Origin of the sequence: Amycolatopsis sp. WQ 127309, assembly GCF_023023025.1 — a bacterium.
Lineage (GTDB): Bacteria > Actinomycetota > Actinomycetes > Mycobacteriales > Pseudonocardiaceae > Amycolatopsis.
Genome location: NZ_CP095481.1, coordinates 11006010 through 11025783 on the forward strand (window position 1 = coordinate 11006010; position 19774 = coordinate 11025783).

Below are 19774 nucleotides of genomic sequence, written 5' to 3' on the forward strand. Positions count from 1 at the left end.
TCAGGCCGGCTGGCAGGTCGGGCACCAGTAGAGGTTCCGCCCGACCAGCGACGACGTCTCCACCGGCGTCCCGCACACCAGGCACGGCTCGCCGGCGCGGCGGTAGACGTACACCTCGCCGCCGTGGCGGTCGACGCGGGCCGCGCGGCCCATCGCCTCCGGCAGGTGCTCCGGGCGGACCGTGTCGATGCGGCCGACGCGGACGCCGTCGCGCATCAACGTCACCAGGTCGGCCCACATGTCGTCCCACAGCGCGCGGTCCAGCGCGCGGCCCGGCGTCAGCGGCGCGACGCCGTGGCGAAACAGGACTTCGGCGCGGTAGACGTTGCCGACGCCGGCCAGCACCGCCTGGTCCATCAGCAGCGCGGCGACCGAGACCTTCGACTTCGAGATCCGCGCCCAGGCCTTGTCCGGCTTCGCGTCGCGGCGCAGCGGGTCGGGCCCGAGACGCGCCTTGATCGCGTCGGCCTGGGCCGGGTCCAGCAGCTCGCACGTGTTGGGGCCGCGCAGGTCCGTCCACTGTGTCCGGCCGACCAGGCGCAGCCGGACCTGGCCGACCGGCTCGGGCACGGGCAGCGAACCCTCCCCGAATGTGCCGTAGAGGCCCAGGTGGATGTGGACGATCCCGTGCGGCCCGTAGTCGTGGAACAGGTGCTTGCCGTGCGCCTCGGCGCCGACGAGCACCCGACCGTCCAAACGGGACGCTTCGGCGGCGAAGCGGCCCTGCGGGCTGCTCACCTCGACCGGGGCCCCGGCGTAGCGGCGCTTGTGCAACCGGGCCAGCCGGTGGAGCGTGTGCCCCTCGGGCATCAGGCCTCCGGCAGGGCCGGCGGGGTGCCGGTGCGCTCGTAGTCCAGCAGCTGCTGCACGCGGCGAGCGTGCCGCTCCTCGGGCGAGACCTCCGTCGCGAGGAAGGCCTCGACGATCTCGGTGGCCTGCTCGGCGGTGTGCATCCGGGCGCCGACGCCGATCAGCTGGGCGTGGTTGTGCTCGCGGCACAGCTTGGCCGTCTCGACGCTCCAGGCCAGGCCGGCGCGGGCGCCGGGCACCTTGTTCGCGGCGATCTGCTCGCCGTTGCCGGAGCCGCCGACGACGATGCCGCGGCTGCCTTCGTCGGCCACGACGCGCAGCGCCGTCTCGACGCAGTAGGCCGGGTAGTCGTCGGCCGCGTCGTAGACCCGCGGGCCGATGTCGGTGACCTCGTGGCCCTGCTTCTCCAGGTGAGCCACCAGGTGGTTCTTCAGCTCGAAGCCGGCATGGTCGGATCCCAAGTAGACACGCACGGCTGGGAGTCTGCCATCACGGCCGGTTTCCGGCATGCTCCGGGGGTGGGGATCTGGGAGCAGTCGGGACACGACGTCAGGCTCGACTGGGGCGCCGAAGGGGTGGCCGCGCTCGGCCGGGAATGCGCCGTGCTGGTGGTCGTCGACGTGCTTTCCTTCAGCACCACCACGGATCTCGTGGTCGGCCGCGGCGGCCGGGTGCTGCCCGTGCGGTGGCGCGACGAACGCGGCGTCGCGCTCGCGCGGGCCGCGGGCGCCGTCATCGCCGGCGAGGGCGCGTTCACCCTGCGGCCGTCGTCGGTGACGGACATCCCGCCCGGGACGCTGCTCGCGCTGCCGTCGCCGAACGGCGCCACCCTGTGCGACGCGGCCGCGTCGACCGGCGCCCACGTGCTGGCCGGCTGCCTGCGCAACGCCTCCGCCGTGGCCGCCAAGGCGCACGGGCTGGGCGGCCCGATCGGGGTCATCGCGGCCGGAGAACGCTGGGGGGTGAACATCTTCGGTCACGGCGACACGTCCGGGCCGCTGCGCCCGTGCGTCGAGGACCAGGTGGGCGCGGGCGCGATCGCCGCCGCGCCGGCCCGCTTCGGGCGCACACTGTCCCCCGAAGCGGCGCTGGCCGCGCGCGCGGTGGACGTCGCGGCGATCGCGGACTGCGTGTCCGGGCGCGAGCTGACCGAGGCCGGGCACGGCGGCGACGTCGCGCTGGCCGCCCAGATCGACGTGAGCGAAGCCGCTCCCGTCCTGCACGAAGGAGTCTTGCGATGACCGGTCGCTGGGTCGAAGTCGCCGACGGCGTGCACGCGCGGCGGTACGAGGAGCTGGACCTGACCGTCGGGCTGGTCGTCGGGGCCGACCGCTGCCTGGTCATCGACACCCGGGGCGACCTGGACCAGGGCGCCGAGCTGGCGGCGGCCGTGCGCGAGCTGACGGCGCTGCCGTGGGCGGTCGCGTTCACCCACGCGCACTTCGACCACACCTGGGGCACCGAGCGGTTCCTGCCGTGCGCGGTCTGGGCGCACGAGGGCTGCCGCGCCGAGCTGACCGAGTACGCCGAGGGCGCGCGGGAGAAGTGGATGGCCTACTACCGCGAGGAGGGCAAGGCGGCGATCGCCAACGCCATCGCGCGGACGACGTTCGTCGTGCCCGATCACCTGTTCAGCGACCGGACCGAGCTCGACCTGGGCGGCCGGACGGCGGTGCTGCTGCACCCCGGGCGCGCCCACACCGACCACGACGTCATCGTGCACGTGCCGGACGCGGAAGTGGTCTTCGCGGGCGACATCGTCGAGAACGCCGAACACGGCTTCAGCGCGTTCTCGTTCGGCACCGACTCGGACCTGACCGCGTGGCCGGACACCCTCGACACGCTGCTCGCGCTGGAACCGCGTGTCGTCGTCCCCGGCCACGGCGACCCGGTCGACGCCGACTTCGTCCGCTACCACCGCCACGGCCTGCACGAGCTGATCGCGCTGAAGGCGGCGGTCGGCCGGGGCGAGTCGACCGAGGCGGCGGCGGTGGCGGCGTCCCGCTACCCCGCCGACGTCACCTCGGCCGCCCTCAAAACCCTCTGACCCGAAGACGTCACTTTCACCAGGAAAGATGCGTCCGAGGGGGCCTCCGACGCATCTTTCCTAGGGAAAGTGACGCTTTTTGGAACGGGTCAATTGAAGTTCAGGTCGCCCGTGCGGGTGCGCTTGAGCTCGAAGAAGTCCGGGTAGCTCGACAGCGCGACCGCGCCGTCGAAGATCTTCAGCGCGGCGTCGCCGCGCGGGATCGAGCTGAGCACCGGGCCGAAGAACGCCACGCCGTCGATGTGGATCGTCGGGGTGCCGACGTCCATGCCGACCGGGTCCATGCCCTCGTGGTGGCTCCTCTTCAGCGCGTCGTCGTACTCCGTGGAGTCGGCGGCGTCGTACAGCTCGGACGGCGCGCCGATCGCGGCCAGGGCTTCTTTGATGACCACGTCGCGGTCCTTGTTGCCCTGGTTGTGGAAGCGGGTGCCGAACTCGGTGTAGTAGTCGCGCAGCACCTCTTCGCCCTTGAGCTCCGACAGCGCCACGGCCACGCGCACCGGGCCCCAGCCCTTCGCCAGCAGGTCCTTGTACTCCTGCGGCAGCTCGTCCCGGCCCGAGTTCAGGTAGGAGAGGCTCATCACCCGGAAGGTCAGGTCCAGGTTGCGGTGCTTCTCCACCTCGAGGATCCAGCGCGAGGTGATCCAGGCGAACGGGCAGATCGGGTCGAAGTAGAAATCGACCTTCGTGGGCTGCTCGGCAGTGGTCATCGGGTACTCCTGTGCACGTGAAGGCGACGTCGGCGTGTGGGCAGGCCCCACACTGCGGGCCAACACCGGGGAGCGCACGCTTGTTCCCTCATCGCCCGCCACCCCGCGCCCATGATTGGATGCGGGGAGCCTGAAAACCGATCCCACGACCAGAGGTGCCTGTGCCCGCCCCCAACCTGACCCGTGATCTCGCCAAGCTGCGCGCGGATCTGCTCGACGTCACCGGCTACGACATCGAGCTCGATCTGACCGACGGCCACGGCGGACCCGGGGAGAAGACCTTCGCGTCGAAGACGACCGTCCGGTTCGCGAGCGCCAAGGCCGGCGAACAGACCTGGGTCGACCTCGTCGCCGATCGCGTGCACTCCGCCACGCTGAACGGCGCGGACGTCGACATCAGCGCCTATGTCGAAGACCGGGGCATCGCGCTGGCGGACCTGGCCGAGACGAACGAGCTCACGGTCACCGCCGACTGCCGGTACATGAACACCGGTGAGGGCCTGCACCGGTTCGTCGACCCGGTCGACGACAGCGTCTACCTGTACACCCAGTTCGAGACGGCCGATGCCAAGCGGATGTTCGCGTGCTTCGACCAGCCCGACCTGAAGTCGGTCTACCGGCTCACCGTGGTGACCCCGAAGGACTGGAAGGTCGTCTCCAACACCCTCGCGGAGTCGGCCGAGGAGACGCCGGAAGGCGCCGTCCGGACCGTCTTCAAGGAGTCCGAGCGGCTCTCGACCTACCTGGTCGCGCTGATCGCCGGGCCGTACGCCGAGTGGCGCGACGAGTACACCGACGCCCACAAGACGATCCCGCTCGGCATCTACTGCCGCGCGTCGCTGGCCGAGCACATGGACGCCGAGCGCCTGTTCACCGAGACCAAGCAGGGCTTCGGCTTCTACCACGACAAGTTCGGCACGCCGTACCCGTTCTCCAAGTACGACCAGCTGTTCGTGCCGGAGTTCAACGCGGGCGCGATGGAGAACGCCGGCGCCGTCACCTTCCTCGAGGACTACGTCTTCCGCAGCCGCGTCACCCGCTACGCCTACGAGCGGCGCGCCGAGACGCTGCTGCACGAGATGGCGCACATGTGGTTCGGCGACCTCGTCACCATGCGCTGGTGGGACGACCTGTGGCTGAACGAGTCGTTCGCGACCTTCGCCAGCGTGCTCGCCCAGGCCGAGGCCACCGAGTACAAGAACGCGTGGACCAGCTTCGCGAACATCGAGAAGTCCTGGGCCTACCGCCAGGACCAGCTGCCCTCGACGCACCCGATCGCCGCCGACATCGTCGACCTGCACGCGGTCGAGGTGAACTTCGACGGCATCACCTACGCCAAGGGCGCGAGCGTGCTCAAGCAGCTCGTCGCCTACGTCGGGCTGGAGCACTTCCTCGACGGCCTGAAGGTCTACTTCGGCAAGCACGCCTGGGGCAACGCCACGCTGGCCGACCTGCTCGGCGCGCTGGAAGAGGCGTCCGGGCGCGACCTGTCGTGGTGGAGCGCGCAGTGGCTGGAGACCACCGGCCTGAACTCGCTGAGCCCGCGCTACGAGATCGGCGCGGACGGCACGTTCGCCTCGTTCGCCGTCGTGCAGTCCGGCGCCAAGCCGGGCGCCGGCGAGCTGCGCACGCACCGCGTCGCCGTGGGCATCTACGACGAGGACGGCAACGGCAAGATCGTCCGCACCCACCGCGTCGAGCTGGACGTCGACGGCGAACGCACCGAGGTGCCCGACCTGGTCGGGCAGGCCGCGGGCAAGCTCGTGCTGGTCAACGACGACGACCTGACCTACTGCACGATGCGGCTCGACCCGGTGTCGCTGACCACGCTGATCGACCGTGTCGCCGACATCACCGAGCCGCTGCCGCGCACCCTGTGCTGGTCGGCGGCCTGGGAGATGACCCGCGAGGCCGAGCTGAAGGCCCGCGACTTCGTCACCCTGGTGCAGCGCGGCATCCACACCGAGAGCGAGGTCGGCGTCGTCCAGCGGCTGCTGCTGCAGGCCCAGACCGCGCTGAACTCCTACGCCGAGCAGGGCTGGGCGGCCAAGACCGGCTGGCCGGCGTTCACCGGCCGGCTGCTGGAGCTGGTCCGCGGCGCCGAGCCGGGCTCGGACCACCAGCTGGCGTTCGTGAACTCGCTGGCCGGTTCGGTGCTGGACGAGGCGACCCTCGCGGTGCTCGCCGGCTGGCTCGACGGCTCGGCCCCGCTGGAGGGCCTCAGCGTCGACACCGACCTGCGCTGGCGCCTGCTGCACGCGCTGGTCGCGCACGACAAGGCGGGTTCCGCGGAGCTCGACGCCGAGCTGGCCCGCGACAACACCGCGACCGGGCGCCGCCAGGCCGAACGCGGCCGCGCGCTGCGGCCGGCGGCCGAGGCGAAGGCCGACGCGTGGGAGCGCGCGGTCCACGACGACGAGCTGACCAACGCCGTCAGCGACTCGCTCATCTCGGGCTTCTCGCACCCGGGGCAGAAGGCACTGCTCGGCGAGTACGTCGGGAAGTACTTCGAGGTGATCGACGAGGTGTGGCAGCGGCGCTCCAGCGAGCGCGCGCAGCCGATCGCGATCGGGCTGTACCCGTCGTGGGCCGTGGAGCCGGCGACGGTGAAGGCGTCCGACAAGTGGCTGGAGACCGAGCACTCGCAGGCCCTGCGCCGGCTGGTCTCGGAAGGCCGGGCGGGCATCGTCCGGGCCCTCGCGGCCCGCGACTTCGACGCCCAGGCCTGAAAGCCGTGAAGGACTCCTTACCGGCCTTAAGAGCCGGTAAGGAGTCTCGGAGTCATGGGGTCGTTGCAACACCACCTCGATGAAAGGTGGAATTGCCGATGGTTCGAGCGCATCGCTGGCTACCCAGGTCAGTGCAGCTGGAGTTCTGGGACCACATCCGGGCAGGAAAGACGGCGAAGCCGGCCGCGCAAGCGGCCGGCTTCGCCCCCGCCACCGGAGTCCGGCTGTTCCGCCACGCTGGCGGGGTGAGCAGCAACGCACCCACCCGCCCCGGCCCACTCCGGTTGAGCATCACTGAGCGGGACGAGATCGCCTGCCTGACCGCCGCAGGTCACGGGCCCCGCGCGATCGGCAGGATGATCGGCCGGTCGGCGTCGACGGTGTCGCGGGAGCTGGCCCGCAACACCGGCCTGAACGGGAACTACCGGCCCAGCAGCGCCCAGCACCGCGCCGAACACCGCGCGAAACGCCCCAAGACCGCGAAGCTGGCCGCTGATCCGGTACTGCGGGCGGTGGTGCAGGACGGGCTGACCCGCAAGTGGTCCCCGCGGCAGATCTCCGAAAGACTGGCCCTGGACTTTCCCGACCGGCCGGAGATGCGGGTGTCACACGAAACGATCTACCAATCACTGTACGTGCAAGGCCGGGGTGCGTTGCGCCGGGAACTGACCGCGGCGCTGCGGACCGGGCGGGCATTGCGGATGCCACGCCGGCAAACCCAGGCCCGCCGGGAACGACCGTCGGGCGGGATCCAGGACATGGTCAACATCTCCGAGCGGCCCGCCGAGGTGGCTGATCGTGCGGTGCCGGGGCACTGGGAAGGTGACCTGATCCTGGGCCAAGACAACCGCTCGGCGATCGGGACCCTGGTGGAACGCTCGACCCGGTTTGTGATGCTGCTGCACCTGCCCGACGGGCGAGACGCAGCCACCGTCGCCGCGGCGATGACCGAAATGATCGCGACGTTGCCGCCGTTGCTGCTGGGATCGCTGACCTGGGATCAGGGCAAAGAGATGGCGCATCACCGGACGATCACCCTGGCCACGGGGCTGGACATCTACTTTTGCGATCCGCATTCGCCGTGGCAGCGGGGGTCCAACGAGAACACCAACGGTCTGCTCCGGCAGTACTTTCCCAAAGGCACCGACCTGTCCCGGCACACAGCTGAGGACCTGGCGGAGGTCGCGGCTGAGCTGAACGGGCGGCCGCGGGAGACCCTCGGCTGGCGGACACCAGCCGAGGTCCTCACGAAGCTACTGTTGGATCAGCAGACGACAGGTGTTGCAACCACCGCGTGAATCCGCCAGTCCTTCACGGCTCTTCGCCACACGTGAAAAGGGCCCCGCACCGGGTGGTGCGGGGCCCTTTCGTGTGGCTGGGTCAGCGGGGCGCGGGGCCCGCCTGGTCGGACAGCATGCGGAGCGCGTTCGCGAGGCCGTTGACCAGGCCGCGGACCAGGTCACCCTCCTTGAACGACGCCACCATGCTCGCGATCGCCAGCTTGGCGCCGCGGTCGGGCAGGCGGCTGTAGGCCGTCTTGCCCGTGACGATCTCGATCAGCCGCTCGCCGGGCGAGACCGCGATCAGCACCGAGTTGGCCGGGTTCGCCGTGGTGGCGTGCAGCCTCTCCGCCGTCGCCCGGCTGTCCTGGCCGCCCAGCTCGCCGAGGTACAGGCTGAAGTCCAGGCCGGTCTCCCGGCTCGCGAACGTCAGCGCCTCGTCCAGGCGGGCCAGCTGGCGGGTGGTGAACGGGCCGGCCGGCGCGGCGGGCTCGTACATCTTGGCGGCCGACACGCGGCCGCTGGACGTCAGCGCTTCGCCGTAGCCCAGTTCGGACTCGTCGACGCGCTTCGTCAGCTCACCAGTTGCCACGAGCGCCCCCTGCCGCGGTAGTGGCGCCTGCGGCGACCACGCTGTTCCCGGCACCCGCGTGCGCGTGCCCTTCACCGACCCCTTCGGGGTTGGCGCTCCACCACATGGCCGGGTACTCCCAAGCCTGGCCCGGCCGGTGCCGCGGGGCGCCACCGGACTTGCGCCGGAGCGTCAGCAGCCCGGCGAAGCCGTAGATGGCCAGCGGGATCACGGCGAAGACCACGATCGTCTCGACAACGTTCACGGCGCTGAGCGTATCGGATGACCTCCGCGACCACCGCGCGCGGCGCACTCGACCGTTCGTCGTAAGGCAGGCGCCGTCCGCCGCTTGGCGCGCGGGCACTGGAACGTTGGGGCGAAGACCGTCGGGCCGAAAGGTTGCAACTCAACGTACAGGCGGCCGCACCCGCCGCTGTCGTCTTGTCGTTGCCTTGAAATCCTCGTAGCTTTTTCACCTGTACGGGCCTTGCGCCCCGCTCCCCAGCCCCAGCAGGTCACGCACCGGTCCCAGGAGGCCTTGCCATGAACAGCGTCCACACCCCCGCACAGGCGATCACCGAGACCACCTCGTCACCCAGTGATATCGACTTCGTGCCCGGAACGCGTGTGACGGCGGGCACCAGGGTCACCCGGGGTACACGGGTCACCCGCGGCACGCGGGTCACGGCGGGGACGCGCGTCACGATGGGGACCAGGGTGACAGCGGGCACACGGGTGACACGGGGCACCCGGGTCACCCGCGGCACGCGCGTCACGATGGGCACGCGGGTGACGGCCGGCACGCGCGTCACCTGCGGCACGCGAGTCACGCGCGGCACCCGTGTCACCCGGGGCACGCGCGTCACCATGGGCACCCGCGTCACCTGCCAGAGCGAGTTCGCGCTCGCCGCCTGAGCTTTCCGCACTTCCTGGACGCACCGCGCAAGCACCCCGGCTCGCCCCGGCCGCCGCAAGGCAGCCGGGGCGCCGGCATGTCAGGGCCCGGTTATGCCGCGGAGCCCAAATACGGCCGCCAGAGCGGGTCGGCCTCCTTGGAGTGCGCGAGCAGGCGCCAGTGCGGGCCGTGCGGGGCCCGCGGGACGACGCGCAGCTTCCAGCCGATCTCCGAGAGCAGCCGGTCCGCTTTGCGGTGGTTGCACTTGGCGCAGCAGGCGACGCAGTTCGTCCAGCTGTGGGGTCCGCCACGGCTGCGCGGCTGGACGTGGTCGATCGTCTCGGCCCGCCCCCCGCAGTAGGCGCAGCGGTACCGGTCGCGGTGCATCAGCCCGGCCCTGGTCAGCGGCACCTTCGCGCGGTAGGGCACCCGCACGTACGTGCTGAGCCGGATCACCGAGGGCACCGGCAGTGACAGCGTCGCGGCGTGGAGCTCGATGCCGCCGGGGTCGCCGTGCACCACTTCGGCTTTGCCGCACATGACCAGGACCACAGCGCGGCGCAGGGGCAGCGCGGTCAAGGGCTCGAAGGTCGCGTTGAGCAGGAGCACCCGGCGCCGGCCCCAGGCCGGGGCCGCCGGGTCCCGGCCTCTACTACGCTGACCGGGCGGGCGGGTGATTCCCCCTGGGCGGTTCCCCGGCCCGGCCGGGGCGGGTCCGCCGGATGCGGTTCCCCCCGGATAGGCGCGCAGGACCACCTCTGGCGTCTCTTCGGCCATGGCTTGGCCGGAGACACCGCGGGGGCTGGGTTGTCGGTCTGGCACTCGACCACCTCCAGGGGCGTAGGCATAGTCGACCACAGAACAGGCCCCCAGCGCACGTGTGTTACAAGACGTGTCACATCCCCGCGACCCAACATCCACTCGAAGTTGGCGAAACCGACGAGATCGGAAGGATGATCAACCCCCGTGTCCCCCTTGCTCACCGCCGACCCGCCATGCATCAAGGACTCCAGCACCTTCTGTTCCCAGGTGTTCGAGGTCACGAACAACGCGTGGCTGGCCGGCTCGGCGAACTGGCTCCTCACCAAGCCGCTGAAGATCCTGTTCATCCTCTTGATCGCGTTCGTGGTGCGTCTGCTGATCAAGCGGATGATCAACCGCGTCACGCGGCTGCCGCGCTCCGGCGGCAAGCTGCCGGCGCTGCTGCGCCCCCTGCGCGAGCGCGCCCCCGAGGTGCTCGGCTCGGCCGTGATCGAACGCCGCCGCCAGCGCGCGCAGACCATCGGCTCGGTGCTGAAGTCGATGTCGACGTTCCTGATCTACGGCCTCGCGTTCATCCTCGTGCTGGGTGAGCTCGGCATCAACCTGGGCCCGATCATCGCCTCGGCCGGCATCATCGGCGTCGCGATCGGGTTCGGCGCGCAGAACCTGGTCAAGGACTTCCTGTCCGGTATCTTCATGATGGTCGAGGACCAGTACGGCGTCGGCGACGTCGTCGACATCGGCGAGGCGACCGGCACCGTCGAGGCCGTGGGCCTGCGGATCACCACACTGCGCGACGTCAAGGGCACGGTCTGGTACGTCCGCAACGGCGAGGTCCTGCGCGTCGGCAACTCCAGCCAGGGCTTCGCGGTCGCGCTGGTCGACGTCCCGCTCGGTTACTCGGCCGACGTCGAGCGCGCGTCCACGGTGCTCATGGCGGCCGCCTCCACGGCGACGTCGAGCGAGCTGCTGCGGGAGAACGTGCTTGAGCCGCCGGAGATGCTGGGGGTGGAGAGCGTCACCCCGGAGGGCATCCAGCTGCGCCTGACGGTGAAGGTCCGCCCGGGCAAGCAGTGGGCGGTCCAGCGGGCGTTGCGCGGGCAGCTCCTGGCGGCCCTGGAGGAAGCCGGCTTCGAGCCCCCGCTCGGCCGCCTGTTCCCGGCCAAGGCGGCGGCCACCGCGCTCGAGAACGGCCGCCGTCGGTCCGACTAGCACCGGTCGTGAGTGCGTAACAGTGTTCCAACACTGTTGCGCACTCACGGCCCTCGGCCGGAGCTGGTCGCGATGGGGTCGCCGGGACCGCCGCCGTTACGCTGGGAAACGGTTTTGCGACGGTTCGGAAGCAGCGGTACCGGGCGTCGGGAACCTCGGGCCGAAGGGCAAAATGGGAGGCGTGTCACCAGTGAGCGAACCGGCGAACCTGTACGAAGCGGTGGGCGGCGAACCCACGTTCCGCCGGATCGTCGGGCGGTTCTACGAGGAAGTCGCGCGGGACGAGATCCTGCGTCCCCTCTACCCGGAGGAGGACCTCGGCCCGGCCGAGGAACGCTTCCGGCTGTTCCTGATGCAGTACTGGGGCGGCCCGCACACCTACTCCGACCAGCGCGGGCACCCGCGGCTGCGGATGCGGCACGCGCCGTTCAAGATCGGGCCGATCGAGCGCGACGCCTGGCTGCGCTGCATCCGGATCGCCGTGGACGAAGAGAACCTCGACGAGCCCTACCGGCAGCAGCTGTGGGCCTACCTGGAGATGGCCGCGCACAGCATGATGAACAGCTTCGTCTGATGAGAGCCGAGCCGGAGGACGCCGAAGCCGGGGGCTCCGCCACCCGGGGCCCCCGGAAAGCGCCGGAGTGGTGGCGGGAAGCCGTCTTCTACCAGGTCTACGTGCGCTCGTTCGCCGATTCGGACAGCGACGGCGTCGGCGACCTGGAGGGCATCCGGTCCCGGCTCGGTTACCTGGAGCTGCTGGGCGTCGACGCGCTGTGGCTGACGCCGTTCTACCGCTCCCCCATGGCCGACCACGGGTACGACATCGCCGACCCGCGCGACGTCGACCCGATGTTCGGCACCCTCGGCGACTTCGACGTCCTGCTGACCGAGGCGCACAAGCGCAAGATCAAGGTCACCGTCGACGTCGTGCCGAACCACACCAGCAACCAGCACGCCTGGTTCAAGTCGGCGATGGCGGCGGCGCCGGGCAGCCGCGAGCGCGAGCGGTACGTCTTCCGCGACGGCGTCGGCCCGCGCGGCGAGGACCCGCCGAACAACTGGGTCAGCGCGTTCGGCGGCCCGGCGTGGACCCGCGTGCCGGACGGCCAGTGGTACCTGCACCTGTTCGCGCCGCAGCAGCCCGACCTGAACTGGGCCAACCCCGAGGTCGCCGCCGACCTGGAACGCACCCTGCGGTTCTGGCTCGAACGCGGCGTGGACGGCTTCCGCATCGATGTCGCGCACGGCATGGCGAAGCCGCCGGGCCTGCCGGACATGGACCCGCGGGCCGGCGGGTTCACCCCGACCGACTACTACGACCCGCGCTGGGACTACGACGGCGTCCACGAGATCCACCAGATGATCCGCAAGGTGCTCGACGAGTTCCCGGAGACCATGGCCGTCGGCGAGATCTGGGTGACCGACGAGGAGCGCCTCTCGCGCTACCTGCGGCCCGACGAGCTGCACCTGGCGTTCAACTTCCGGCTGGTGCTGACCCACTTCGACGCCGACGCCATGCGCACGGCGATCCAGCGCTCGCTGAGCGTGCCGGCTCGCACGGGGGCACCCGCGACGTGGACGCTGAGCAACCACGACGTCTGGCGCCAGGTCAGCCGCTACGGCGGCGGCGCGCAGGGCGTGCGCCGCGCCCGGGCGATGGCGCTGGTCGAGCTGGCCCTGCCCGGCGCGGTCTACCTGTACAACGGCGAAGAGCTGGGGCTGGCCAACGTCGACATCCCGGTTTCCGCCATCGCGGACCCGCGCGCCAAGACGAGCGGCGCGGAGTTCGGCCGCGACGTCTCCCGGGTACCGCTGCCGTGGGAGGGCGACCTGCCACCGTTCGGCTTCTCCCGCAACCCGCGCACCTGGCTGCCGATGCCGGGCGACTGGGCCGAGCTGACGGTCGAGAAGCAGATAGAAGACGCCGATTCGACGCTCTCGCTGTACCGCCAGGCGATCGAGCTGCGCAAGACCCACACGGCCTTCGGCGGCGACGAGCTGGAGTGGTACGGCGCGCCGGCGGGGTGTTTCGCGTTCCGCCGGCGGGGTGGCGGGCTGGTTTGCGCGCTGAACACGTCGGCCAGCCCGATCGCGCTGCCGCCGGGTGAGGTGCTGTTGGCCAGCAGCCCGCTGGTGGACGGGAAGCTCCCGGCCGACTCGGCGGCTTGGCTCGTCTGAGGCCGGTTCGCGGCTGGCTCGCCCTTGGCCGCCGGACCCGCACTAACCGGACTGGTCGCCCGAACCCGAACCCGAGCCGTCGTCGAAAGCTCCGCTCGCCAGCCAGGCCACCAGGGCCGCGGCCTGGAGGTAGGGCGCCGCCTGGGCAGCCGCCCGGCCCGCCGCACGCGTGCGGCCCCACCTCTCAGGTCTTTCGACGCCCTCGGGCGCCTTCTCACCCACCGGACGGTCGCGGCGCCACGGCGTTTCCTCGGCGCGGACACCGTCGAGGAAATCCGCCGTGGGGTCGTCGTCCGGGGTCATGAGCCCAGCGTGCCACCGCGGCCGGGTGATCGCCCGGCTCGCAAGGAATCCGTAAGGCTTCAGAACAGCAGCGGCAGCAGCGCGTGGCGGCGGCGCAGGATCGCGCCGTAGCGCGCGTCCAGGCGCAGCCACGAGTCCGTCGCCGTCACGCGGACGACGTCACCCTCGACGCCCGAGTCCACGAAACCCATGCCGGACAACGCGAACAGGCACCGCATCTGGACCTTGACCTCCTGCGAGCCACCGCTGACGGTGAGCACCGCCTGGTCCATCAGCGACGCCGGCGGGTTGCCGTGCGGGCCCGCGTTGTCGCGGGCCAGCGTGACGCCCCGGTCGGCCAGCTCCGCGACGACGTGCGCCGGGAGCTCGTCGACCAGCGGCCAGGGGCCGCGCGGTGGCAGCTCGCCGTGCCAGAGCAGGTCGCGGGCCGGGCCCGGGTCCATCCGCGGCGCGCCCGCCACCGTCAGCGCGGCGAGCAGCTCGTTGCCGGACACCGTGACGTCGCCGGGGGTGACGTCACCGGCCACCGCGCGGGTCGCCAGGCACTCGAACGGCGTCGCCGTCCAGGCCTCGACCACGCCGTCACCGCGCTGGCGCAGCCGGACGGCCGTCTGGCCGTCCAGCCGGACCGCGCGGGCGACGAACGCGCCGAGGGTCTCGCGGTCCGCCGCGTCCGGCACGAACAACTCAGGCATCCGCGAACCCCTGCTTCAGAAACTCCGACTCGGCCGGGGTGAGCCTACGCGGCCGCAACGCGACGGTGTCGTACGGCGCCAGCACCGTCTGCGCGGTGACCGCCACCGGGTCCGTCTCCGCCGGCCCGTTGTGCACCCGGTAGGCCAGCGTGAAGCTCGCCGCCTTCAGCTCGGCCAGGTCGATGTCGACGCGGAGCTCCTGCCCGGTCACCACGATCGGCGCCTTGTAGCCCACTTCGAGCTTGACCACGACGATGCCCTTCGGCAGCTGCTCGAGCCCGGCCGAGACGGCCCCCTCGAACAACAGCGGGATGCGGGCCTCTTCGAGCAGCGTCACCATCTTGGCGTGGTTGACGTGCCCGTAGACGTCCATGTCCGTCCAGCGCGGGCGGACCAGCGAAACGTAGGTCACCGGACCGTGCTCCGGATCTGGCGGGCCGCCACCGAAAGCGTCGCCAGGTCGAGGCGGCCGGACTTGGTGATCTCGTCGAGGGCGACGCGCGCCCGCTGCAGCCGGGAGGCGTTGGTCTTCTCCCACTGCGCGATCTTGGCGTCCGCCGACGACCCGGGATCGCTGTGCCGCAACGCGTCGAGCGTGATCGCCCGCAGCGAGCCGTAGACGTCGTCGCGCAGCGAGAGCCGGGCGAGGGCGTGCCAGCGGTTGCCGCGTTCGAGCGCGCTGATCTCGGTGAGCATCTTGTCGACGTCCAGGTGCGCCGACAGCGCGTAGTACAGCTCCGCCGTCTCGGCCGGGCTGTGCGTCGCGTCGACGCCGATCTGCTGCTCCGCGAGTTCCGCGACCTCGGTGACGTCGAGCAGGCCGAACGTGTGCAGCAGCAGGGCGATCCGGCGGGCCAGCTCGGCCGGCACGTGCCCGGCGGTCAGCTCCGCCACCTTCGCCTGCACCGACTCGGCTTCCCGGCCGCGCAGCAGGTCGCCGAGCTTCGGCACCAGCTCGTTGAGCACCCGGCCGAAGCGGTTGATCTCCGCCAGCGGCGCCAGCGGCTGCGGCCGGTTGGTGAGGAACCAGCGCGCGGCCCGGTCGAGCAGCCGCCGCGTCTCCAGCGTCATCTCGTCGGCGACGTCGGTGTGTACGACGTTGTCCAGCGCGTCGATCGCGCTCCACAGCGACGGCAGGTCGAAGACCCGCGACACGACGGCGTACGCGCGCACGGCGTCGGTCGCCGTCGCGTTCATCTCCTCCATCAGCCGGTAGACGAACGAGATGCCGCCGCCGTCGACGACCTCGTTCGCGATCAGCGTGGTGATGATCTGGCGGCGCAGCGGGTGCTCGCCGATCGCCGGCGCGAACCGCTCGCGCAACGGCTTCGGGAAGTACTCCGGCAGCCGGCCGGAGAAGACCTGCGAGTCGGGCAGGTCACTGGCCAGCAGCTCGTCCTTCAGCTCCAGCTTGACGTGCGCGAGCAGCGTCGCCAGCTCCGGCGAGGTGAGGCCCTTGTCCGCCTTCTCCAGCTCGCGGAACTCCGAGTTGCTCGGCAGCGCCTCCAGCTTGCGGTCGAAGGCGCCCTCGGCGACCAGCGACGCGACGAGCCGCGCGTGCACCGAGACCATCGGCCCGGCGTGCGCCCGGCTGACGCCGAGCACCGCGTTCTGCCGGTAGTTGTCGGCCAGCACCAGCGCGCCGACCTCGTCGGTCATCTCCTCCAGCAGCGCGTTGCGCTGGGCCTGCTCGAGCTTCCCGGTCTGCACCAGGTGATCGAGCAGGATCTTGATGTTGACCTCGTGGTCGGAGCAGTCGACGCCGGCCGAGTTGTCCAGCGCGTCGGTGTTGATCTTGCCGCCCTCGCGGGCGAACTCGATCCGGCCGAGCTGGGTCAGGCCCAGGTTGCCGCCCTCGCCGAACACCTTGACGCGCAGCTGCTTGCCGTCGACGCGGATGGCGTCGTTGGCCTTGTCGCCGGCGTGGGCGTGGGTTTCGGTCTCCGCCTTGACGTAGGTGCCGATGCCGCCGTTCCACAGCAGCTCCACGGGCGCCAGCAGGATGGCCTGGATCAGGTCCATCGGCGCCAGCGCGGTGACGCTCGCGTCGAGGCCGAGCGCTTCGCGCACCTGCGGGCTGACCGGGATCGACTTGGCCGAGCGGGAGTAGATGCCGCCGCCTTCGCTGATCAGCGAGCGGTCGTAGTCGTCCCAGGAGCTGCGGGGCAGGTCGAACAGCCGGCGGCGCTCGGCGTAGGTCGCCGCCGCGTCCGGGATCGGGTCGAGGAAGACGTGCATGTGGTTGAACGCGGCGACCAGCCGGATGTGCTCGGACAGCAGCATGCCGTTGCCGAAGACGTCACCCATCATGTCGCCGATGCCGACGACGGTGAAGTCCTCGGCCTGGGTGTCCTTGCCCAGCTCGCGGAAGTGCCGCTTGACGCTCTCCCAAGCGCCCTTCGCCGTGATGCCCATGGCCTTGTGGTCGTAGCCGACCGAGCCACCGGAGGCGAAGGCGTCCCCGAGCCAGAAGCCGTACTGCGCCGACATCTCGTTGGCGATGTCGGAGAACTTCGCGGTGCCCTTGTCCGCCGCGACGACCAGGTAGGAGTCGTCGGCGTCGTGCCGGACGACGCCCGGCGCGGGCACGGTCTTGCCCTCGACGCGGTTGTCGGTCAGGTCGAGCAGGCCGGAGATGAACATGCGGTAGCAGGCGATGCCCTCGTTGAGCTGGGCGTCGCGGTCGATGCCGGAGTCGCCGGTCGGGACCGGCGGGCGCTTCACGACGAAGCCGCCCTTCGCGCCGACCGGCACGATGACGGCGTTCTTGACCGCCTGCGCCTTGACCAGGCCGAGGATCTCGGTGCGGAAGTCCTCGCGCCGGTCCGACCAGCGCAGGCCGCCGCGCGCGACCTCGCCGAAGCGCAGGTGCACGCCTTCGACGCGCGGCGAGTACACGAAGATCTCGAACCGCGGCCGCGGTTCGGGCAGGTCGGGCACGCCGCTCGGGTCGAGCTTGATCGCGAGGTACGGCCGCGGCGCGCCCTCGGCGTCGGTGACGTGGTAGCTCGTGCGCAGGGTGGCCCGGATGACGGCCATCAGCCGGCGCAGGATCCGGTCCTCGTCGAGGCTGGTGACCTCGTCGATCAACGCGTTCAGCTCGCCGGCCAGGCCGTCGGTCGCGGCCTCGCGGTCCGCGTCGGAGAGGAACGGGTCGAAGCGGACCTCGAACAGCCGCAGCAGCTTCGTGGCGACCTCGGTGTGGGACAGCAGCGTGTTCTGGATGTAGTCCTGGGAGAACGCGCTGCCGGCCTGGCGCAGGTAGCGCGAGTACGCGCGTAGCACGGCGGCCTGGCGCCAGGTGAGCCCGCCGCGCAGGACGAGGCCGTTGAGGCCGTCGACCTCGGCGTCGCCGCGCCAGGCGGCCTCGAAGGCGTCCTGGAAGCGATCGCGCAGTTCGGCCACGGCGGCGTCGTCCGGCTGCTGGCCCAGCATCTTCTGGCTGATGCGCAGGCCGAAGTCGTAGATCCAGCACGGGCCGCCGTCTTCGCGGTGCAGCTCGTACGGCCGCTCGTCGACGACCTCGACGCCCATCGCCTGCAGCACCGGGAGGACCTTCGACAGCGTCACGCCCTCACCGCGCAGGAAGAGCTTGAACCGCCGCTCGCCGGGCTCGGCGTCGCCCGGCAGGTAGAACGACAGCGCGAGGTCGCCTTCGTCGGAGAGCGAGTCGAGGGCGCGCAGGTCGGAGAGCGCCTCCTCGGCGGAGAAGTCCTCCTTGTAGCCCTCGGGGAAGACGCCGGCGTAACGCTGGCCCTGCTCGGTCGCCGACTCCTCGCCGAGGACCCCGACGGCCACGCCGCCGTCCGAGCGCTCCCGGCGTTCGTCGAGGACCGCCTCGACCATCCGGTCGTCCCAGCTGCGGACGGCGTCGTTGAGCCGGTCCTGGATCCGCGGGGTGTCCGGCTCCTGGCCGCGCGCGGGATCGGTGTGGACCATGAAGTGCACCTGCGCCAGCACGGTTTCCCCGATGCGGGCGCTGTATTCGAGCTGGGTGCCTTCGAGCTCTTCGAGCAGGACTTCCTGCATCGCGAGCCGCGAGCGCGTCGTGTAGCGGTCCTGCGGGAGGTAGACGAGGCACGAGTAGAAGCGGCCGTACGGGTCGCGGCGCAGGAACAGCCGCAGCCGGCGGCGGTCCGACAGCGTGATCGCGCCGGTCGTCGTCGAGTACAGCGAGTCGGTGTCGGCGGAGAACAGGTCCGCGCGCGGCCAGTTCTGCAGCACCTCGAGCATCCGCTGGCCGGAGAAGGACTCCATCGGGAACCCGGCGCGGTGGATGACCTCGCGGACGCGGTCGCAGACCACCGGGATGTCGAGGACGTTCTCGTGCAGCGCGGTGGTGGTGAACATGCCGAGGAAGCGGTGTTCGCCGGTGACGGTGCCCTCGGCGTCGAAGGTCTTCACGCCGACGTAGTACGGGTAGACCGGCCGGTGCACGGTCGACGGCGCGCTCGCCTGGGTCAGCACCAGCAGCGACGGCGCGAGCGCGGTCGTCGAGCTGTCCGGGCCGGCGGTGAGGCCGCGCGCGGCCAGGCTGTCCTGGCGCAGCACGCCGAGCCCGGAGGCCAGCACGGCGCGCAGGGCCGGCTCGTCGGAGTCCGGGTGCGGGTTCTCGACCAGCTCGTAGCGGCGGTAACCGAGGAAGGTGAAGTGGCCGTCGGCCAGCCAGCGCAGCAGGCGGGCGCCCTCGGCGACCTCGGCCTGGGGCAGCTGCGGCGGGTCGGTCTCCAGCTCGCCGGCGAGCTGGCAGGCCGTCTGGGCCATCTTCTCGGCGTCCTCGACGACCTCGCGGACGTCGCCCAGCACGCTGGAGAGCCGGTTGTCGAGCTCACGGGCCCGGTTCGGGTCGGTGACGAAGTCGATCTCGATGTACATCCACGATTCGGCGGCCGAGTTCGCGGGCGGCTGCGCCGGGTCCGCGTCCGGGTGCACTTCCAGCAGCTCACCGGTCAGGTCGCGGGTGACGACGACGATCGGGTGGACGATCCGCTGCACCTGCACGCCGTCGCGGGCGAACTCCGCGGCGATCGAGTCGACCAGGTAGGGCATGTCGTCGGTGACGACCTGCACGACGGTGGCCTCACGGGCCCAGCCGTCCTCGGCGACGGTCGGGTTCAGCAGCCGCACGGCGGGACGGCCCGGCATCCGCTGCTGGGCCAGCTGCCGGTGCGAGCGGACCGCGCCGACCAGGTTGACCGGCTCGTCGCCGACGATCTCCTCGGCCGGGATGTGCCGGTAGTAGAGCCGGATGAGCTCGCCGATCTCCGGGGCCAGCCCGGCGGCGGCGTCGATCAGGTCGTCCCTGATCTGCTCCGGGCTGACGGTGGAGCGCGGGGGACCGAACTCGGGTTCGGTGACGGCTCCGGTTCCGGGTGGGGACGAGACTCCGGTCGAGCTCATTCGAGGCAACTCTCCAAGATGCGTGGGTGACTCCGCGCCGGGTTCGGCGTTGAACTCCGGCCACCCCACACTAATCCGCCGGGCTGGAGGAACACACGAAGACCCGGAGCTTGCCGGGCGCCGGAAAACCCTTATGGGCCTGCGGATTCGCGTGATCGGTCAAGCTACTGACGGGTTGTGTT

Annotated in this window: 18 protein-coding genes; 8 read left to right on the top strand and 10 right to left on the bottom strand. The window is 71.1% G+C overall.

Features of this window, described 5'->3' with window-relative positions; translation table 11 throughout:
* Nucleotides 1-810, bottom strand: a complete 810-nt coding sequence (locus MUY22_RS48885; protein ID WP_247055429.1) for an Fpg/Nei family DNA glycosylase — start codon at nucleotides 808-810, stop codon at nucleotides 1-3.
* Nucleotides 810-1283 (bottom strand): ribose-5-phosphate isomerase, encoded by a 474-nt coding sequence (locus tag MUY22_RS48890; protein ID WP_247055431.1) that lies wholly within the window; start codon nucleotides 1281-1283, stop codon nucleotides 810-812. Before MUY22_RS48890 ends, MUY22_RS48885 begins: the two co-directional genes overlap by 1 nt.
* A 45-nt stretch (nucleotides 1284-1328) precedes the next feature.
* On the opposite strand from MUY22_RS48890, the gene MUY22_RS48895 reads away from it, so the two are divergent.
* Nucleotides 1329-2051, top strand: a complete 723-nt coding sequence (locus tag MUY22_RS48895) for a 2-phosphosulfolactate phosphatase (protein WP_371827565.1) — start codon at nucleotides 1329-1331, stop codon at nucleotides 2049-2051.
* Nucleotides 2048-2857: an MBL fold metallo-hydrolase gene (locus MUY22_RS48900; RefSeq protein ID WP_247055433.1), complete on the top strand. Its 810-nt coding sequence runs from the start codon at nucleotides 2048-2050 to the stop codon at nucleotides 2855-2857. Before MUY22_RS48895 ends, MUY22_RS48900 begins: the two co-directional genes overlap by 4 nt.
* An 89-nt stretch (nucleotides 2858-2946) precedes the next feature.
* On the opposite strand, the gene MUY22_RS48905 is transcribed toward MUY22_RS48900, so the two are convergent.
* Nucleotides 2947-3567 (bottom strand): DsbA family protein, encoded by a 621-nt coding sequence (locus tag MUY22_RS48905; RefSeq protein ID WP_247055435.1) that lies wholly within the window; start codon nucleotides 3565-3567, stop codon nucleotides 2947-2949.
* Nucleotides 3568-3728: 161 nt separating this feature from the next.
* On the opposite strand from MUY22_RS48905, the gene pepN reads away from it, so the two are divergent.
* Together pepN and MUY22_RS48915 are read left to right on the top strand one after the other, a co-directional pair.
* Nucleotides 3729-6296, top strand: a complete 2568-nt coding sequence (gene pepN, locus MUY22_RS48910) for an aminopeptidase N (RefSeq protein WP_247055437.1) — start codon at nucleotides 3729-3731, stop codon at nucleotides 6294-6296.
* A gap of 98 nt (nucleotides 6297-6394) precedes the next feature.
* Nucleotides 6395-7594 carry an IS30 family transposase gene (locus tag MUY22_RS48915; protein ID WP_247055439.1) on the top strand — a complete coding sequence of 400 codons (1200 nt, stop codon included), beginning with the start codon at nucleotides 6395-6397 and terminating at the stop codon, nucleotides 7592-7594.
* An 82-nt stretch (nucleotides 7595-7676) separates the two neighbouring features.
* On the opposite strand, the gene MUY22_RS48920 is transcribed toward MUY22_RS48915, so the two are convergent.
* Together MUY22_RS48920 and MUY22_RS48925 are read right to left on the bottom strand one after the other, a co-directional pair.
* Nucleotides 7677-8168, bottom strand: coding sequence for a DUF5130 family protein (locus MUY22_RS48920; protein WP_247055441.1), 492 nt, complete (start codon nucleotides 8166-8168; stop codon nucleotides 7677-7679).
* Nucleotides 8155-8412, bottom strand: a complete 258-nt coding sequence (locus MUY22_RS48925; RefSeq protein WP_247055443.1) for a hypothetical protein — start codon at nucleotides 8410-8412, stop codon at nucleotides 8155-8157. Before MUY22_RS48925 ends, MUY22_RS48920 begins: the two co-directional genes overlap by 14 nt.
* Nucleotides 8413-8690: 278 nt before the next feature.
* On the opposite strand from MUY22_RS48925, the gene MUY22_RS49925 reads away from it, so the two are divergent.
* The gene (locus MUY22_RS49925) at nucleotides 8691-9062 is read left to right on the top strand and encodes a hypothetical protein (RefSeq protein ID WP_326959245.1); all 372 of its coding nucleotides are present in this window, start codon (nucleotides 8691-8693) and stop codon (nucleotides 9060-9062) included.
* 91 nt (nucleotides 9063-9153) lie between these two features.
* On the opposite strand, the gene MUY22_RS48935 is transcribed toward MUY22_RS49925, so the two are convergent.
* Complete coding sequence (locus MUY22_RS48935; RefSeq protein WP_326943444.1) at nucleotides 9154-9651, bottom strand: HNH endonuclease; 498 nt, start codon at nucleotides 9649-9651, stop codon at nucleotides 9154-9156.
* Between the two features lie 357 nt (nucleotides 9652-10008).
* On the opposite strand from MUY22_RS48935, the gene MUY22_RS48940 reads away from it, so the two are divergent.
* From MUY22_RS48940 to MUY22_RS48950, 3 genes are all read left to right on the top strand, one after another.
* Nucleotides 10009-11016, top strand: a complete 1008-nt coding sequence (locus MUY22_RS48940; protein ID WP_247055449.1) for a mechanosensitive ion channel family protein — start codon at nucleotides 10009-10011, stop codon at nucleotides 11014-11016.
* A gap of 172 nt (nucleotides 11017-11188) precedes the next feature.
* Nucleotides 11189-11590: a globin gene (locus tag MUY22_RS48945; protein WP_247055451.1), complete on the top strand. Its 402-nt coding sequence runs from the start codon at nucleotides 11189-11191 to the stop codon at nucleotides 11588-11590.
* Complete coding sequence (locus MUY22_RS48950; protein ID WP_247055453.1) at nucleotides 11590-13194, top strand: glycoside hydrolase family 13 protein; 1605 nt, start codon at nucleotides 11590-11592, stop codon at nucleotides 13192-13194. The genes MUY22_RS48945 and MUY22_RS48950 overlap by 1 nt, the downstream gene beginning before the upstream one ends.
* A 42-nt stretch (nucleotides 13195-13236) precedes the next feature.
* Here MUY22_RS48950 and MUY22_RS48955 read toward each other — a convergent pair whose 3' ends face one another.
* Genes MUY22_RS48955 through MUY22_RS48970 form a run of 4 tightly spaced genes read right to left on the bottom strand, consistent with a single transcriptional unit; the run spans nucleotide 13237 to nucleotide 19592 of the window.
* Nucleotides 13237-13497 carry a hypothetical protein gene (locus tag MUY22_RS48955; protein ID WP_247055455.1) on the bottom strand — a complete coding sequence of 87 codons (261 nt, stop codon included), beginning with the start codon at nucleotides 13495-13497 and terminating at the stop codon, nucleotides 13237-13239.
* Between the two features lie 59 nt (nucleotides 13498-13556).
* A complete protein-coding gene (locus MUY22_RS48960; protein ID WP_247055457.1) occupies nucleotides 13557-14192 on the bottom strand; it encodes a hypothetical protein in 636 nt (211 codons plus the stop codon).
* Nucleotides 14185-14604, bottom strand: coding sequence for a thioesterase family protein (locus MUY22_RS48965; RefSeq protein ID WP_247055459.1), 420 nt, complete (start codon nucleotides 14602-14604; stop codon nucleotides 14185-14187). The genes MUY22_RS48960 and MUY22_RS48965 overlap by 8 nt, the downstream gene beginning before the upstream one ends.
* Nucleotides 14601-19592, bottom strand: coding sequence for an NAD-glutamate dehydrogenase (locus MUY22_RS48970; RefSeq protein ID WP_247055461.1), 4992 nt, complete (start codon nucleotides 19590-19592; stop codon nucleotides 14601-14603). Before MUY22_RS48970 ends, MUY22_RS48965 begins: the two co-directional genes overlap by 4 nt.
* Nucleotides 19593-19774: the final 182 nt, after the last annotated feature.

Coding starts and splice junctions, on each gene's coding strand:
- MUY22_RS48950 (WP_247055453.1), top strand. CDS start 11,590: ATGAGAGCCGAGCCGGAGGACGCCGAAGCCGGGGGCTCCGCCACCCGG.
- MUY22_RS48970 (WP_247055461.1), bottom strand. CDS start 19,592: ATGAGCTCGACCGGAGTCTCGTCCCCACCCGGAACCGGAGCCGTCACC.
- MUY22_RS48960 (WP_247055457.1), bottom strand. CDS start 14,192: ATGCCTGAGTTGTTCGTGCCGGACGCGGCGGACCGCGAGACCCTCGGC.
- MUY22_RS48945 (WP_247055451.1), top strand. CDS start 11,189: ATGGGAGGCGTGTCACCAGTGAGCGAACCGGCGAACCTGTACGAAGCG.
- MUY22_RS48905 (WP_247055435.1), bottom strand. CDS start 3,567: ATGACCACTGCCGAGCAGCCCACGAAGGTCGATTTCTACTTCGACCCG.
- MUY22_RS49925 (WP_326959245.1), top strand. CDS start 8,691: ATGAACAGCGTCCACACCCCCGCACAGGCGATCACCGAGACCACCTCG.
- MUY22_RS48955 (WP_247055455.1), bottom strand. CDS start 13,497: ATGACCCCGGACGACGACCCCACGGCGGATTTCCTCGACGGTGTCCGC.
- MUY22_RS48915 (WP_247055439.1), top strand. CDS start 6,395: ATGGTTCGAGCGCATCGCTGGCTACCCAGGTCAGTGCAGCTGGAGTTC.
- MUY22_RS48900 (WP_247055433.1), top strand. CDS start 2,048: ATGACCGGTCGCTGGGTCGAAGTCGCCGACGGCGTGCACGCGCGGCGG.
- MUY22_RS48885 (WP_247055429.1), bottom strand. CDS start 810: ATGCCCGAGGGGCACACGCTCCACCGGCTGGCCCGGTTGCACAAGCGC.